Genomic DNA, 13,606 nt, shown 5'->3' with positions numbered 1-13,606 from the left:
ATCGTAAACCATAAGGCGATGCAGCGCGCGTGATCACTTTGAACGGAGCCTGCAACCAAAGAAACACATCCGCATTTAACAGTTTGACATAGTTCCGGCCGCAAACTGCCACGCTTGCGCCACGGAACACGCCGGGAAAGCCATGAAGAAGACAGATTTAGAGCCGAATAACCAACCCATCGAGCAACAAAAAGGGCTCCAACGGGGGTTAAAACCTCGTCACATCACGATGATCGCCATGGGCGGCGTGATCGGCGCCGGCCTCTTCGTCGGCTCCGGCGCGGTCATCGGAAGCGTCGGGCCGGCGGCTTTCATCTCCTATGCGCTGACCGGCCTCATCATCATTATGGTCATGCGCATGCTGGGCGAGATGGCCATCGCCAATTCCGTACAAGGCTCCTTTTCCCAATATGCCCGGCTGGCGCTTGGCGACTGGGCGGGGTTCACCGTGGCGTGGCTCTACTGGTATTTCTGGGTGATCGTCGTCGGCGCGGAAGCCGTGGCAGGCGCGGGCATCCTGCAGAAATGGCTGCCCGACCTGCCGCTCTGGGCGGCCTCGCTGGGGCTTATCGTGCTGATGACCGCGACCAATCTTTATTCCGTGCGCTCCTATGGCGAGTTCGAGTATTGGTTCGCCAGTATCAAGGTCGCGGCCATCATCGCCTTCCTCGCGCTGGGCGCGGCCTATGTTCTTGGGCTCTGGCCCGGAAAATCCATGGATTTTTCAAACCTCCACCCCGCAGAGGGCTTCCTGCCGCATGGGCCGGGCGCGGTGTTCACCGGTATCGCGGTCGTCGTGTTCTCGATGGTCGGCGCGGAAATCGCAACGGTCGCGGCGGCGGAAGCCAAAGACCCCGAACAGGCGGTGCTGAAGGCCACCCGGTCGGTCATCTTAAGAATCCTGGTCTTCTATGTGGGCTGCGTCCTCCTGCTGACGGCGATCCTGCCGTGGAACGGGCTTCCGCCCAACACCTCGCCCTTTGTCGACGCGCTCGACAAGATGGGCATTCCCGGCGCCGGCGACGTCATGAATGTGGTGGTGCTGACCGCCGTCCTCTCCTGCCTCAACTCCGGCCTTTACACCGCCTCGCGCATGCTGTTCGTGCTCGCCAAACGCGGCGAAGCGCCCGCCGCGCTCGCCAACACGACGGAAAAAGGCGTGCCGATGGGCGCGATCCTCGCCTCGACATTGGTCGGCTATCTCTGCGTCATCGCCGCCTGGCTTGCACCGGAAACGGTGTTTCTGTTTCTCCTCAATTCCTCCGGCGCGATCATTCTCTTCGTCTATCTGTTCATCGCCGTCTCGCAGCTGGTGCTGCGCCGCCGCACACCGCCAAAGCGCCTGCGGGTGAAGATGTGGCTCTATCCCTGGCTGACCCTCGCCACCATTGCCGCAATGGGAGCGGTCATCGTGATGATGCTGTGGGAGCAAAGCACCCGTTCGCAGGTCACGCTCAGCCTCATTTCCGCTCTCACGATTGTGGTCATGTGGTTTTTCCGGACGCAGATCAGCAGCGTTTATGGGGTGCTTTTCCAGCGGGAACGATGACGGCGGCGAGATGAGGCGTTTCGGCATAACGCAAAAACGGCGCCCAAGGCGCCGTTTTTAAGAAACAGATAAGCGATTACCGTCCCATCAGATCAGACCACGGCGATTCTCAGGACAAGCCCGAGAATGACGGCCGGAGGAGATGCCCTGCCCTTTGACGGCCAGAGCGGCCCTTTACCGGCCGTCAGGCGTGCGCAGGCCGATCCACTTGTCCTTCACGGCCTCGTAATGCTCTTCCGGCCTTTGCTCGGCGACCTTGAGGCCCATCTGACCCACCGTCAGGCGACCGACAGCCGAAAGGATGGCGTAGCTCGCCTGGACCATGTTGTGTTCCGCTTGCACAAGCGCGATCTGCGCCGCCACCACTTCATTCTGTGCGTTCAACACATCGAGCGTCGTGCGCTGGCCGACATTGCGCTCTTCGATGACGCCCTGCAGCGCCAGCTTGGCTGCGGAGACCGCCTCGCGCTGAGCGGCAACCGACGCGCGGGCGCCCTCATATTGCGACCAGGCCGAGGCAACCGCCTGCCGTACGTCATTACGCGCCCCATCGACTTCGATCCGCGCCTGCCCCAGCTGCTCCTTGGACTTGCGTACCTGCGCGGAGGTGAGTCCCCCCGAATAGATCGGAATCGTCACCTTCACACCGACGGAAGCCGAATTGCCATCCCCGAAACTCTCTTCGCCGGCGAATGTCTCGGACTTGCTGGCCGACGCGTTGAGCCCGAAGGTCGGCAGCAGTGCCCCTTCCTTTGCCTTCACATTATAGCTGGCGGAATCAACAGCATATTTCGTCGCGAGGATCGCCGGGTGAGACGCATCGGCAATCTGGAAAGCCTGATTGACGGAGCGCGGCAGCTTCGGCGCGACGGGCGGTGTCTTCAGCGTGCCGGGGTCGGCACCGATGACCTGCCGATAGGTCGCCTCGGCCGACTTGACGTCGGCGCGCGCCTGGTTGAGGTCCGCTATCGCCGTCGCTCGGGATGCTTCGGCCTGAGCGACGTCGGTCCGGGTGTTTTCGCCCACATCGAGACGAGCCCTGGCAGCGCGCACCTGCTCATTCAGGGCGGCAAGGTTGCGCTCGCGCAAAACGGCGATCTGACGGGCCTGATAGAGGCCCATATAGGCCTGGACCGCCTTGAAGAGCGTGTTCAGTTCCGTGTTGCGGAGGTTTTCGCGCTGGGCGAAGACATTGGTTTCTGCCGCGGCAACGTTGTTCTTGGTCTGAAACCCATCGAACAGCGTCTGGTTCAATTCAATACCGACGCTGCCGACCGTCGAATTGGCGTTTGTCTGTCCGTTGCGGCTGCGCGCGAATTGGCCCGTGCCCTGAATGGTGGGGCGATAGGCCGACTTGGCGATTGCCACATCCTCATCCGTGGCGCGGAGGCCGGCGCGCGTGGAATTGAGCGATGAATTGAACTGATAGGCCTTCGCCAGCGCGCCCGCGAGCGTATCGGCCAAGGCTGAGTTGCTCGTCAGAACCGTGCCCGAAAGTAATACCGCAGCCAACCATCCCTTGCGTACTTTGAACACAGTGAACCTCATATGAATCATTCGAATCCGCCAACCGAACCGAGCGGTTCGGGCAAGCCTTAATAACCAGTAAAATCCCCCTTTGCCAATCCACCCGCCGAACAATTTAAGCGGCGTTGCAGATATGTTACCATATGCGAAAAATCAGAATTGAAACTCGGGCGCGCGGGCAAAACCGGGGAGCGGCTTGACCGCCAAGTTGAAGACGGCGCGTCCCGAGACGATACCATCATCCTTGACGTAAAGCCTTGTAACTCCAGCGTTTCCGTGACCTTCGACCGCAATGAGGCGACCGCGGTCGGCGAGCTGGGCGAAGAGCGCATCGGGAACGAAATCGACAGCGCCTTCGAGGAGGATCACATCGTAAGGTGCACGGGCGGCATCGCCTTCCGGCAGCGGCGCGGTGGCAATCACGACATTGTTAAAACCGAGCTCGGCCATTTTCGCGGTGGCTTGGGCTGCCAGTTCGGCATCGCTTTCCAGCCCGACGACCGGGCCGGCGAGCTTGGAGAGAATAGCGGCGGAGTATCCGGTCCCGGTGCCGATGACGAGAACGCGGTCGCCCGGATTGACGGAGGCGAGCTGCACGAGCTTGGCGAAGGGCGAAGGCTCCATGAGATATCGCGCGGGCTCCCCGGCTGCGGTCGCCGGCTTCAGGAGCACATCCTCATCGATATAAGCGAGATCGCGCCATGCCGCCGGCACGAATGCCTCGCGCGGCACGCTCAGGAAGGCATCGAGAACAGCAACATCCGTCACATCCGTCGTGCGGATCTGGTTGTCGACCATTTTGGTGCGCAGATCTTGGAAATTGGCGGTCATGGTCCGAAGGCTTTCCTTTTCACGCGCGAATAACGCGGGATCAGGGCGCGCTGGATAATATGGACACCCGCGACGAACGATTCTGCTGGAGGCCTCGCCCGGAATCGAACCGGGGTGCAAGGATTTGCAGTCCTCTGCGTAACCACTCCGCCACGAGGCCTTCCGCACAAGCGTTCGTGAGGCTCAATAGGTGATGCGTTCCGGCCCGTCAAGCATGATCCAGCCAAGATGCTGCGGGCACAACAAAAATTTCATTTCTTTCGCCATTTCCGCCCGTAGCGCACTTCGAGCTTGCGGCGCCAGCGCCGGATGCCGGCGGAATCATGCGACAGCACCAGGAGGCCCAGGGGAATCATCCAGAAACCGAGCACGGGAAGAAAGCCCAAGAGGCCGCCGCAGACGAGCAGCCCGCCCAATATCCGCCGCGCAAGCCGGGTCCGGGGAATCGGAATGCGCCATCCAAGCGCGTTCAGGGCGCTTCCGGGGCGGCTGCTGGCGTGTGGCTGATCCATTCATTCCTCTCCGTACCGGTTCCAGTGGGCCCGCGAACCTATATAATTGTCATGTCCCGGCTAAAAAGATGAAAAAAACGAAGAAGGCCCCTTGGCAAACGCGAAATCCTTTTGCTATAGGCCCCTCATCGCTGACGAATGAGCGCCCGTTCCCCGGTAGCTCAGCGGTAGAGCAACCGGCTGTTAACCGGTTGGTCGCTGGTTCGAATCCGGCCCGGGGAGCCACTCTTTTCTTCAAATTGCGCCTGATATGCCCGGTTTCCGGGCTTTTTTTGTTTTTAGGCGCTTGGAATGTTGCGTGCTGGCCGCGCCGAGATTCACGTCGCGGCCAAGCGCCGATTCCCTGGAGCGATTCGCTTTTGACGGAATCGCGGGACACCCCCCTCTGCCCTGCCGGGCATCTCCCCCTCAAGGGGGGAGATTACGCTTCATCGATGCGCGGCACCCATCGCAAACGTTGCAGGACGAAGGCGGAGGGTAGCGTCAGCCAATCTCCCCCCTTGAGGGGGAGATGCCCGGCAGGGCAGAGGGGGGTATTGTCCCGCCGATGCTTCCGTTTAAGAACAAAAACTCTAGTCGAACAAATCCTCAAGCCAGGATTTGCGGCGGCGTCCGTGGCCGCCGTAATGGTGCCCGCCATAGCCTTCCTTGTAATGGCCCTGAGGCTGATAGGGCTGCGATTGCGGGGCAGGCTGCGGGGGGACATGGGTTTGCGGCTGGGCGGCGCGCGGCGCCTCGCCCACGCTGCGCTCGATGATCTTGTCGAGCTCACCGCGATCCAGCCAGACGCCCCGGCATTTGGGGCAATAGTCGATCTCGATTCCCTGGCGCTCGCTCATGACCAGATCGACCCTGCAGGCCGGGCAAAGCATGCCCGCCGGACCGGTGTGTTCAACAGCTGTCATCCATTATCTCCTCGTGTTCGCGTGGGTTCACGTCAAAGCGCGAGGACCGCCATCGGTCCCCTGTCGCATATGGCGATCACGAGAGGAGATTCAAGGAATGGAAGCAAAAAGCAGGCGAACCGCTATTCGCCGGAGTGGGATACCTATACGGGCATCACGCTCTAACTCTTTGTTTTGCCGCATGATCTCACCCGAAAAGTCTACAACTTTTCGGAATCATGCTTCAGTGTCTGTCAGAGTATCGGAAGCGGTTTTCCCTAGTCGTCATTCTCGAGCTTGTCCCGAGAATCTGCGGCGGTACGGTTTTCAGGACGGTCATCGCTATTCTTCGCTCTTATGGCAGATCCTCGGGACAAGCCCGAGGATGACGGCAGAGGCATACTCCGGAACGAAAGCCACTATGCCGGCGTTGTACTCCTCATCGAACAGAGGAGGAAAGCATGCTACGCGCTGGAATTTTATGGATGATGGGTGTTCCGCTCTTCGTGGTCATTCTGCTCTGGTATTTTTTCTTCTGACCATCGGCTTGAGACGGGTCAAGCCGTCTCAAGACCCTCCGGCGGAATCACGCCCTTGGTGAAGAGGAAGCAGCCATAGAAGCGGGTCTCGCCGGTCGTGATGACGCAATAGGCCTTTTTCGCCTCTTCGTAAAAGGCGAAGCGCTCGATGCCGTACATCGGCGCGGACTTTCCCTCCGCCCGGTCGATTTCAGCCTGCACCTCCTGCTGCACGAGCGGAATTTCGTCCGGCGCGCCCATCACCTCCATGCGTCCGGCGGAGGGCTGCAGGGGCGTGTCGAGCGGCAGAACCGACAGGATAGCCCTGACGGCGCGGGCAGCCGATACATTGTCGATGGAAAGAAGCCTGCCGAGGCGTGTCTGCCGGGCGATGGAATCGGAGGGGAAATTCGTGTCGGTAATGACGAGCGTGTCCCCATGTCCCATCGCGCGCAGCGCATGAAGCACATCCGCGTTCAGCGCCGGATCGATATTCTTCAACATTCTAATGCCTCCCTGATATTTCAAAATTACGATCCGCCGGCGGCAGGATCAGGTCTTCACGCCCAGCTCCGCCAGCCGCTCGATGCAGGCTTCCTCGATCTGGTCGAGTTCGCTCAGCGTTTCCTCGATATCCCTGCGCTTCTGGCGCAGATCGACGCGCTTTTCTTCGACACGCTTCATCAGAAGCCGCAACTGCCCGGATTCTCCCGGCGGCTCGCGATACATCTGGATGATCTCGTGGATTTCCGCGATGGAGAAGCCCAGGCGCTTGCCGCGCAGGATCTGCTTCAAAAGGTGACGGTCGGACGGGCGGAAAAGCCGCGTGCGTCCGCGCCGCACCGGATGAATCAGGCCCTCGTCCTCATAAAAGCGCAAGGTCCTGGTCGAAATCCCGAACTCGCGGGTGAGTTCGGTGATCGTATAGTACTCGCGCATCCAACCGCATCCTGCTTCTTCAAAATCAGCTCAACGGTTTGTTCTGTCCATGGTTTACGTAAAAGTCAATTGCAGCGGCATTTAATCGGTTAACAACCCCTGCCCTAGTGGAGAAGACCGAACCACCAGCTGGCGAGCCCGAGAAAGGCGAAGAATCCGGTCACGTCGGTCACCATGGTGACGAAAACCGAGGAGGCGATGGCCGGATCGGCGCCCACACGATGGAGAAGCAGGGGGATGAGAATGCCGCCCAAGGCCGCGGCGAGCATGTTGATGACCATTGCAGCGGCAATAATGCCGCCCAGATGCAGGCTGTGGAACCATCCGCCCGCGACGAGGCCGATGAGGATCGCGAAGATGATGCCGTTCAGGAGCCCGATGACCGCCTCGCGGCGGATGATGCGGCTGGCATTGTAGATGTCGATGTCGCGCGTCGCGATGGCGCGCACGGTGACGGTCATGGTCTGCGTCGCGGCATTGCCGCCCATCGACGCGACGATGGGCATCAACACCGCGAGCGCCACCATTTCCTGAATGGTCGCCTCGAACAGGCCGATCACGGAGGCCGAGAGGAAGGCGGTCAGGAGGTTGACCAGCAGCCAGGGCACGCGCGAGCGGGAAATGTGGAAAACCTTGTCCGACAGCTCTTCGTCGCCGACGCCGCCCAGGCGTAAGATATCCTCCTCCGCCTCGGCCTTGATGACGTCGACCACGTCATCGATGGTGAGGACGCCGACCAGCCGCTCATTCTCATCGACCACGGCGGCGGAGAGAAGGTCGTACTGCTCGAAGATCTGCGCCGCTTCTTCCTGGTCCATCGTCGCAGGGATCGCGTGGCGCGTTTCCTGCATGACGTCCTCGACCTTGGTGGCGCGGCCTGAGCGCAGGATGCGGTCGAGATCGATGGCGCCCAGCAGACGGAAAGTCGGGTCGATGACGAAGACCTGCGAGAAACGGTCCGGCAGGTCATTATCCTCGCGCATATAGTCGATGGTCTGGCCGATGGTCCAGAAGGGCGGCACGGCGACGAATTCTGTCTGCATGCGCCGGCCGGCGCTTTCCTCGGGATATTCGAGCGAGCGGCGGAGCTTTACGCGCTCGATGAAGGGCAGCTTGGCGAGGATGTCTTCCTGGTCTTCCTCGTCGAGATCTTCCAGAATGTAGACCGCGTCGTCGGAATCGAGCTCCTGGACGCCCTCGGCGATCTGCTCATTGGGCAGTGCATCGACGATTTCGAGACGGACAGCCTCGTCCACCTCGGTAAGCGCCTCGAAATTGAACTCTTCGCCCAGAAGCTGGACCAGCGCCTGGCGCTGCTCCGGCTGCAAGGCCTGCAGCACATGGCCGAGCTCGGAGGCATGGAGCGTGCCGACGTCCGAGCGCAGGAAAAGGACATCGCGATCGGCGATGGCTGCGCCGACACGGGCGAGAAAGGACGAGCGCACCGCGCCATCCTCGCCATAGATGTCGGTCTCATGGCTCTGCGCCGCCTCATGCCTGTCTGGGGTCTCGATATCGGCCATCGGATTTCCGAATTAATGAGCGTCCATGTCTTCGGTGTGGCCTAACGCATATTCCCGCAAACCGAAATCGCTTTCACGATAATTTTCGCCGCACGGCTTGCGTTATCAGGCTTGCGAACGCAATGATCCCGGGCATGAGCCGCCAGAAGAAAATCCTCCTTGCCGCGGGGTTCGCCGTCCTCGCCCTTTTCCTTGCCCTTAGCCAATGGACGATGGCGAAGGGGCACAAGGCGCTCTATGCGCTTGCCAAGGAAGGCGGGTTCTGCAAGACAGAGGGCTGCGAGGAAGGCATGGCCTATGCGTCCGACTATCTGGGCACCGAGTTCGGGCATTCGCCGCGCATGGTCCGCTGGTGCATGGGGGTCGATGCGATCGCCGAGGAGAAGCTCGCATTCGGCAATTCGCTGAAGGGCGCCTTGACCCATGTGCTCTATATTCCATGCGGCGATCCCAATGTCGACGTGACCGAAGAGTGAAAACGGCATGAATTTTTATTTGCGCTGCCTCGCCTGGCTTGTGCTGATTGCCATATTGATCGTGACGGTGGGGCCGATCCGCTTACGCCCCGTGACGGGCGAGCCGGTCGATCTGGAACGTTTCTTCGCCTTCTTCATCGTGGGAACGCTGTTCGCCCTCGCCTATCCCAGACATTGGCTTTCGGTCCTGGTGCTGGTCGTCGGATCGGCGGCATTGTTCGAGCTGCTGCAGCGCCTTGCGCCCGAGCGGCATGGCGAGGCCGCCGATTTCGTCATCAAGGCGGCGGGCGGGTTTATCGGCGTCGGCCTCGGCTCGCTGGCCCGACGCCTTATCCGCTCGCCCTGACAACCGGATGGCAAAATATGCAGCCAGACCCCATTAAAGCCTTCATCATCCACCTGCCCCGCGCGACGGACCGCCGCGCGCAGGTGGAGACGCTCATCCACGAACTGCCCGTGCCGGCTGAGATCATCGACGCGGTGGACGGGCGCACGCTGGCGCAAGCGGAGATAGACCGCGTCTATCGCCGCCATCTGCACAAGCCGCATTATCCCTTCCGGCTCAGCGTCAACGAGATCGCCTGCTTCCTGTCGCACCGCAAGGCCTGGCAGGCGATTGTGGATCAAGGGCTTGCCGGGGGCCTCGTGCTGGAGGACGATGTGGCGCTGAACGGCGATTTCCCCGCCGCCTTCGCCGCTGCGCGCGATTTTCTTGCGCCCGACCGTTTAATCCGCCTCCCCTTCCGCCCCGGCAAGGAGAGTGGCGCCGAACTGTTTCGCACGGAAAATGCGCGTATCATCCAGCCGGTGCCGGTGGGCCTCGGCATGGTGGCGCAATTGATCGGCCGTGACGCCGCAAGACGGATGCTTGCGCTCACCGAGCAATTCGACCGCCCGGTGGACACAACGATGCAGATGACCTGGGTAACCGGCATCACGACGCTGTCGGTTCATCCCGGCGGTGTGGAGGAAGTCTCGGCCAATCTCGGCGGCAGCACGATCAAGCAGAAGCGCTCCCTCGCACACCGGCTCTCGCGCGAAATCCTTCGCCCCATCTACCGCATGCGTATAAGATCGCTCTCGCAAAACCGGGAGCGGTCATGAACATCCCTATCCTGCTCTATCACCAGATCGACATTCCCTTGAAGCGGAAAGCGCCCTTTCGCAGCATGACCGTGCATCCGGACCGCTTCCGCAGCCAGATGCGATGGCTGAAGCGGCTGGGCTACAAGGGTTTGTCGCTGCGTGATGCCCTGCCCTATATCGAGGGGCGCGAACGCGGCAAGGTCGCGGTCATCACCTTCGATGACGGCTTCCGCAATGTCTATGAAAACGCCCTGCCCGTGCTGCAGGAACTGGGCTTTACGGCCACGAATTTCTTCGTTTCCAATCAGGTCGGCAGGCGCAACGAATGGGACATTCCCATAGGCATCGCGCCCGCTCCTTGCATGTCGGCGCCGCAATTGCGCGAATGGGCGGCGCTCGGGCATGAAGTCGGCGCGCACACGCTCGACCATGTGCATCTTCCCGACGCTCCCTTCGACGAAGCGAAGCGGCAGATCGCGGGCTCGCGCGAGGCATTGCAGGATATTCTCGGCGGTCCGGTCACCGCTTTCGCCTACCCATATGGCGATGAAAATGCGCGGCTGCGCAAAGCGGTGCGGGAAGCCGGGTTCACCCACGCACTGACGACGGAACGGCGCAAGACGAGGCCGGAAGACGATCCCTTCGGCCTGCCGCGCCTAACCATCCGCCGCAACGACACGGCGGTGCATTTTTTGAAGAAGTGTTTGTTTTAAGCCGCCGCCAGCGCCAGGGCCTCATTGCGGGCGGTTTCTCTGATGGCGTCGAGATGGATGGTGCGCAGGAGGGATTGCAGATCGCTGTTTGCGGCGCTGAAGCGGGTTTCGTCGTCCGCGCGGGCGGCGGAAAGCATGATCTCAGAGATTTCCCGCGGACCGGCGATGAGCTTTCCGTCTGCCACCTTTCGCCAGGCGTGAAGCGCGGCGATGAGCAGGCGGTGGGTTCCTTCCGCCAGCCCTGCACTGCGGAACAGCGCCACAAGCGCTGCATCGCGGCCCCGGCCAAGGATCGCGCCGACGCGGTGGCCCGGCTGGCCGGACAGGGAGACAAGGATCGCGCCGAAAAAATCGATCCTGCCATGGGCGACGGCGCGGATGATGAAGGCGGTGGTGAGACTGCCCCTCGCCCGCAAATGCTCGACCAATGCGGCGTGATCCGCATGGGGAGATTGGTCCGCGATTTCCAGCGAAACTTTTGTGCAGACTTCATGGGCGACTCGCTCCGCCCTGCCTTTGCCCATCGTCGCGGCGACGAGGGGCATCTCCGCCAATGCCTCGCCGATGCGCACCGCCAGGAGATGGCGGGCGTCGGCGGGCAGGTCCATACGCTCCAGCAGGACTTCGCGGAGATCGGCGTGACTTCCCAGCCGCTCTGCCATGCGGCGGAGGGCTGAAGGCGCGATCTCAGCGGCGCTGTTGCGCAGAAGATCCACACAGGCCGCGGGCGCTGCGACTTCGGCTATCGCCGCCGAAAGCGCGAAGGAGACTTCAGGGCGCATGGCGATGAGGCGCTGCGCCGGCTCGTCCCCTGTCGCCACGCGATCGATCAGGTCGATGTCGCGCAATAGCGGCGAGCGTGCGATGATAAAGCCGGAGATTTCCACCTGCTCATTGGCAAGCGCCAGCACGATTGGCAACGGCGCGTCATGGCTCAGGGAAAGCGCTTCGGCCAGCGCAGCGCGTACCTTTGGCGAGGGATCGTCGAGGAGCAGCGTCAAGGCGGCCTCCGCCGCCTGCCGCTCACCTGTTGGCAGCGTGGACTGGAGATAGGTGCGGGCCAACGCGCTAGCCGCCGCACGGCGCTGCGCCACGGACGCCTCGCCCATCCACTTCAGAAAATGCCGGATAATCATTACACCCGCCCGCAACGCAACAACCCCGTGGAGAGGTGTAGCGCGAAAAAGTTTACGGACGGTTCACCATATAAGGGAGTAAGGGAGTAAGGGAGTAAGGGAGTAAGGGAGTAAGGGAGTAAGGGAGTAAGCTTCATCTATCGCGATTTGGCAATAACATACTCCCCTATTCCCTTACTCCCCTATTCCCTTCCGATTAATACCACCCCACCGCGACCTGGGCCTCCTCGGACATGCGGTCCGGGGTCCAGGGCGGATCGAAGGTCATGTTGACCTCGACATGGGACACTCCTTCAACGGCGCCGACCGCGTTTTGCACCCAGCCCGGCATTTCGCCGGCGACCGGGCACCCGGGCGCGGTCAGGGTCATGTCGATCTTGACCGTGCGGTCGTCCTCGATATCGATCTTATAGACGAGGCCGAGCTCGTAGATATCGGCGGGGATTTCAGGATCATAGACCGTCTTCAGGGCGGCGATGATGTCGTCGGTCATCCGCGCCAGCTCATCCTGCGGGATCGCGGAGGCGGAGAACACCGTATCCGCCGCGCCTGCCGCATCCGGGAGGGTTTCGGGCTCTGTCGTCTCAGGCTTGTTGTCCATCATGGTCATCCGAAAAACTTCCTGGCCTTTTCCAGCGCCTCAGCGAGAGCGTCGATTTCGGCTTTGGTATTATACATGGCGAAGGAGGCGCGGCATGTCGAGGTGACGCCGAACCGTTTGAGCAGCGGCTGCGCGCAATGCGTACCAGCGCGTACGGCAACCCCTGCCCGGTCGATCACCATCGACACGTCATGGGCGTGGATACCTTCCAGACTGAAGGAGATGATGGCGCCCTTGTCCGGCGCATTGCCGTAAATGCGCAAGGAGTTGATCTTCCCGAGCTGCTCATGCGCGTAATCGCGCAAGGCTTCCTCATGAGCCAAGATCGCCTGCCGCCCGACCCGCTCCATATATTCCAGCGCCGCGCCAAGGCCGATGGCCTGCACGATCGGCGGGGTGCCCGCTTCGAAGCGGTGCGGCGGGTGGTTGTAGGTGACGTTTTCTTCCGTCACCTCCGCGATCATCTCGCCGCCGCCCTGGAACGGGCGCATCTTCTCCAGCATTTCCGCCCGGCCATAGAGAACGCCAATTCCGCTAGGCCCATAGACCTTGTGGCCGGTGAAGACATACCAGTCGCAGCCGAGTTCCCGCACATTAACAGGCAGATGCACCGCGCCCTGGCTACCATCGACCAGCACCGGAATGCCGCGCGCATGGGCGATCTCGACGATCTGCTTGATCGGCGTCACCGTGCCCAGCACATTCGACATATGGGTGATGGCGACGAGCCTAGTGCGGTCTGTCAGCCGCTTCTCGAATTCCTCGATGTGGAACACGCCTTCATCATCGACAGGGACGAAGACGAGCTTCGCCCCCTGCCGCTCGCGGATGAAATGCCAGGGCACTATGTTGGAGTGATGCTCCATGATGGAAAGGACGATCTCATCGCCCTCACCGATATTGGGCATGCCATAGCCATAGGCGACCGTGTTGATCGCCTCGGTGGCCGATTTGGTGAAGACGATTTCGTCGACGGAACCGGCGTTGAGGAAGCGGCGAACGGTTTCGCGGGCCTTCTCATAGGCGTCGGTCGCGGCATTGGAGAGGAAGTGCAGGCCGCGATGGACATTGGCGTATTCGTTGGAATAAGCGTGCGTGATGGTGTCGATGACCGCCTGCGGCTTCTGTGCCGACGCGCCATTATCGAGATAGACGAGCGGCTTGCCGTGGACTTCCCGCGAGAGAATGGGGAAATCGCGGCGGATGGCGGCGATGTCGTAGGCCGGAGCCGTGTTTGTTTTCTGGTCCATGTTTACCTAACCAATGCCAGCACTGCCGCCCTCCTTCCCCCTTGCGGGGAAGGTGCCCGCG

General features: G+C 61.4%; 15 protein-coding genes and 2 tRNA genes. 6 read left to right on the top strand and 11 right to left on the bottom strand.

All coding sequences use genetic code 11. The features are described 5' to 3' along the window. Positions 1-142: 142 nt before the first annotated feature. A complete protein-coding gene (locus ACOWVG_RS09965; protein ID WP_420961848.1) occupies positions 143-1,549 on the top strand; it encodes an amino acid permease in 1,407 nt (468 codons plus the stop codon). Positions 1,550-1,723: 174 nt separating this feature from the next. On the opposite strand, the gene ACOWVG_RS09960 is transcribed toward ACOWVG_RS09965, so the two are convergent. The 4 genes from ACOWVG_RS09960 to ACOWVG_RS09945 all read right to left on the bottom strand — a co-directional run bounded on the left by ACOWVG_RS09960 (position 1,724) and on the right by ACOWVG_RS09945 (position 4,419). Then, on the bottom strand, positions 1,724-3,097 hold the full coding sequence (locus tag ACOWVG_RS09960; protein WP_420962404.1) for a TolC family outer membrane protein: 1,374 nt from the start codon (positions 3,095-3,097) through the stop codon (positions 1,724-1,726). A 132-nt stretch (positions 3,098-3,229) separates the two neighbouring features. Further along, the gene (locus ACOWVG_RS09955) at positions 3,230-3,907 is read right to left on the bottom strand and encodes a protein-L-isoaspartate O-methyltransferase family protein (RefSeq protein WP_420961846.1); all 678 of its coding nucleotides are present in this window, start codon (positions 3,905-3,907) and stop codon (positions 3,230-3,232) included. An 86-nt stretch (positions 3,908-3,993) separates the two neighbouring features. Then, positions 3,994-4,067 (bottom strand) — tRNA-Cys (locus tag ACOWVG_RS09950). Positions 4,068-4,158: 91 nt separating this feature from the next. Then, positions 4,159-4,419, bottom strand: a complete 261-nt coding sequence (locus ACOWVG_RS09945; RefSeq protein WP_420961845.1) for a hypothetical protein — start codon at positions 4,417-4,419, stop codon at positions 4,159-4,161. Between the two features lie 150 nt (positions 4,420-4,569). Here ACOWVG_RS09945 and ACOWVG_RS09940 point away from each other — a divergent pair. After that, positions 4,570-4,644, top strand: a tRNA-Asn gene (locus ACOWVG_RS09940). Between the two features lie 347 nt (positions 4,645-4,991). On the opposite strand, the gene ACOWVG_RS09935 is transcribed toward ACOWVG_RS09940, so the two are convergent. From ACOWVG_RS09935 to mgtE, 4 genes are all read right to left on the bottom strand, one after another. Further along, on the bottom strand, positions 4,992-5,324 hold the full coding sequence (locus ACOWVG_RS09935; RefSeq protein ID WP_420961844.1) for a zf-TFIIB domain-containing protein: 333 nt from the start codon (positions 5,322-5,324) through the stop codon (positions 4,992-4,994). A gap of 536 nt (positions 5,325-5,860) precedes the next feature. Continuing rightward, complete coding sequence (locus ACOWVG_RS09930; RefSeq protein ID WP_420961842.1) at positions 5,861-6,325, bottom strand: RbsD/FucU family protein; 465 nt, start codon at positions 6,323-6,325, stop codon at positions 5,861-5,863. Positions 6,326-6,373: 48 nt separating this feature from the next. Then, positions 6,374-6,760, bottom strand: a complete 387-nt coding sequence (locus ACOWVG_RS09925) for a MerR family transcriptional regulator (protein ID WP_420961840.1) — start codon at positions 6,758-6,760, stop codon at positions 6,374-6,376. 104 nt (positions 6,761-6,864) lie between these two features. Beyond that, complete coding sequence (gene mgtE / locus ACOWVG_RS09920) at positions 6,865-8,283, bottom strand: magnesium transporter (protein ID WP_420961838.1); 1,419 nt, start codon at positions 8,281-8,283, stop codon at positions 6,865-6,867. 134 nt (positions 8,284-8,417) lie between these two features. Here mgtE and ACOWVG_RS09915 point away from each other — a divergent pair, with 134 nt between their 5' ends. The 4 genes from ACOWVG_RS09915 to ACOWVG_RS09900 are packed head-to-tail and all read left to right on the top strand — an operon-like array spanning position 8,418 to position 10,558. Beyond that, complete coding sequence (locus ACOWVG_RS09915) at positions 8,418-8,759, top strand: hypothetical protein (protein ID WP_420961837.1); 342 nt, start codon at positions 8,418-8,420, stop codon at positions 8,757-8,759. A 7-nt stretch (positions 8,760-8,766) separates the two neighbouring features. Next, a complete protein-coding gene (locus ACOWVG_RS09910) occupies positions 8,767-9,105 on the top strand; it encodes a VanZ family protein (RefSeq protein WP_420961835.1) in 339 nt (112 codons plus the stop codon). A gap of 17 nt (positions 9,106-9,122) precedes the next feature. Next, complete coding sequence (locus tag ACOWVG_RS09905) at positions 9,123-9,863, top strand: glycosyltransferase family 25 protein (RefSeq protein ID WP_420961833.1); 741 nt, start codon at positions 9,123-9,125, stop codon at positions 9,861-9,863. Then, positions 9,860-10,558 (top strand): polysaccharide deacetylase family protein, encoded by a 699-nt coding sequence (locus ACOWVG_RS09900; RefSeq protein WP_420961832.1) that lies wholly within the window; start codon positions 9,860-9,862, stop codon positions 10,556-10,558. The genes ACOWVG_RS09905 and ACOWVG_RS09900 overlap by 4 nt, the downstream gene beginning before the upstream one ends. Here ACOWVG_RS09900 and ACOWVG_RS09895 read toward each other — a convergent pair. The 3 genes from ACOWVG_RS09895 to ACOWVG_RS09885 form a co-directional block, all read right to left on the bottom strand. Then, the gene (locus ACOWVG_RS09895) at positions 10,555-11,694 is read right to left on the bottom strand and encodes a DUF2336 domain-containing protein (RefSeq protein WP_420961831.1); all 1,140 of its coding nucleotides are present in this window, start codon (positions 11,692-11,694) and stop codon (positions 10,555-10,557) included. The two genes, ACOWVG_RS09900 and ACOWVG_RS09895, sit on opposite strands and share 4 nt — an antisense overlap. Before the next feature lie 196 nt (positions 11,695-11,890). Then, complete coding sequence (locus ACOWVG_RS09890; protein WP_420961829.1) at positions 11,891-12,304, bottom strand: SUF system Fe-S cluster assembly protein; 414 nt, start codon at positions 12,302-12,304, stop codon at positions 11,891-11,893. Beyond that, on the bottom strand, positions 12,301-13,545 hold the full coding sequence (locus ACOWVG_RS09885; RefSeq protein WP_420961828.1) for a cysteine desulfurase: 1,245 nt from the start codon (positions 13,543-13,545) through the stop codon (positions 12,301-12,303). Before ACOWVG_RS09885 ends, ACOWVG_RS09890 begins: the two co-directional genes overlap by 4 nt. Positions 13,546-13,606 lie beyond the last annotated feature (61 nt).

This window comes from Brucella sp. IR073, from assembly GCF_049065735.1.
Lineage (GTDB): Bacteria > Pseudomonadota > Alphaproteobacteria > Rhizobiales > Rhizobiaceae > Paramesorhizobium.
The sequence above is the reverse complement of the archived record's forward strand: the minus strand, read 5'-3'. Positions and strand labels throughout refer to the sequence as shown.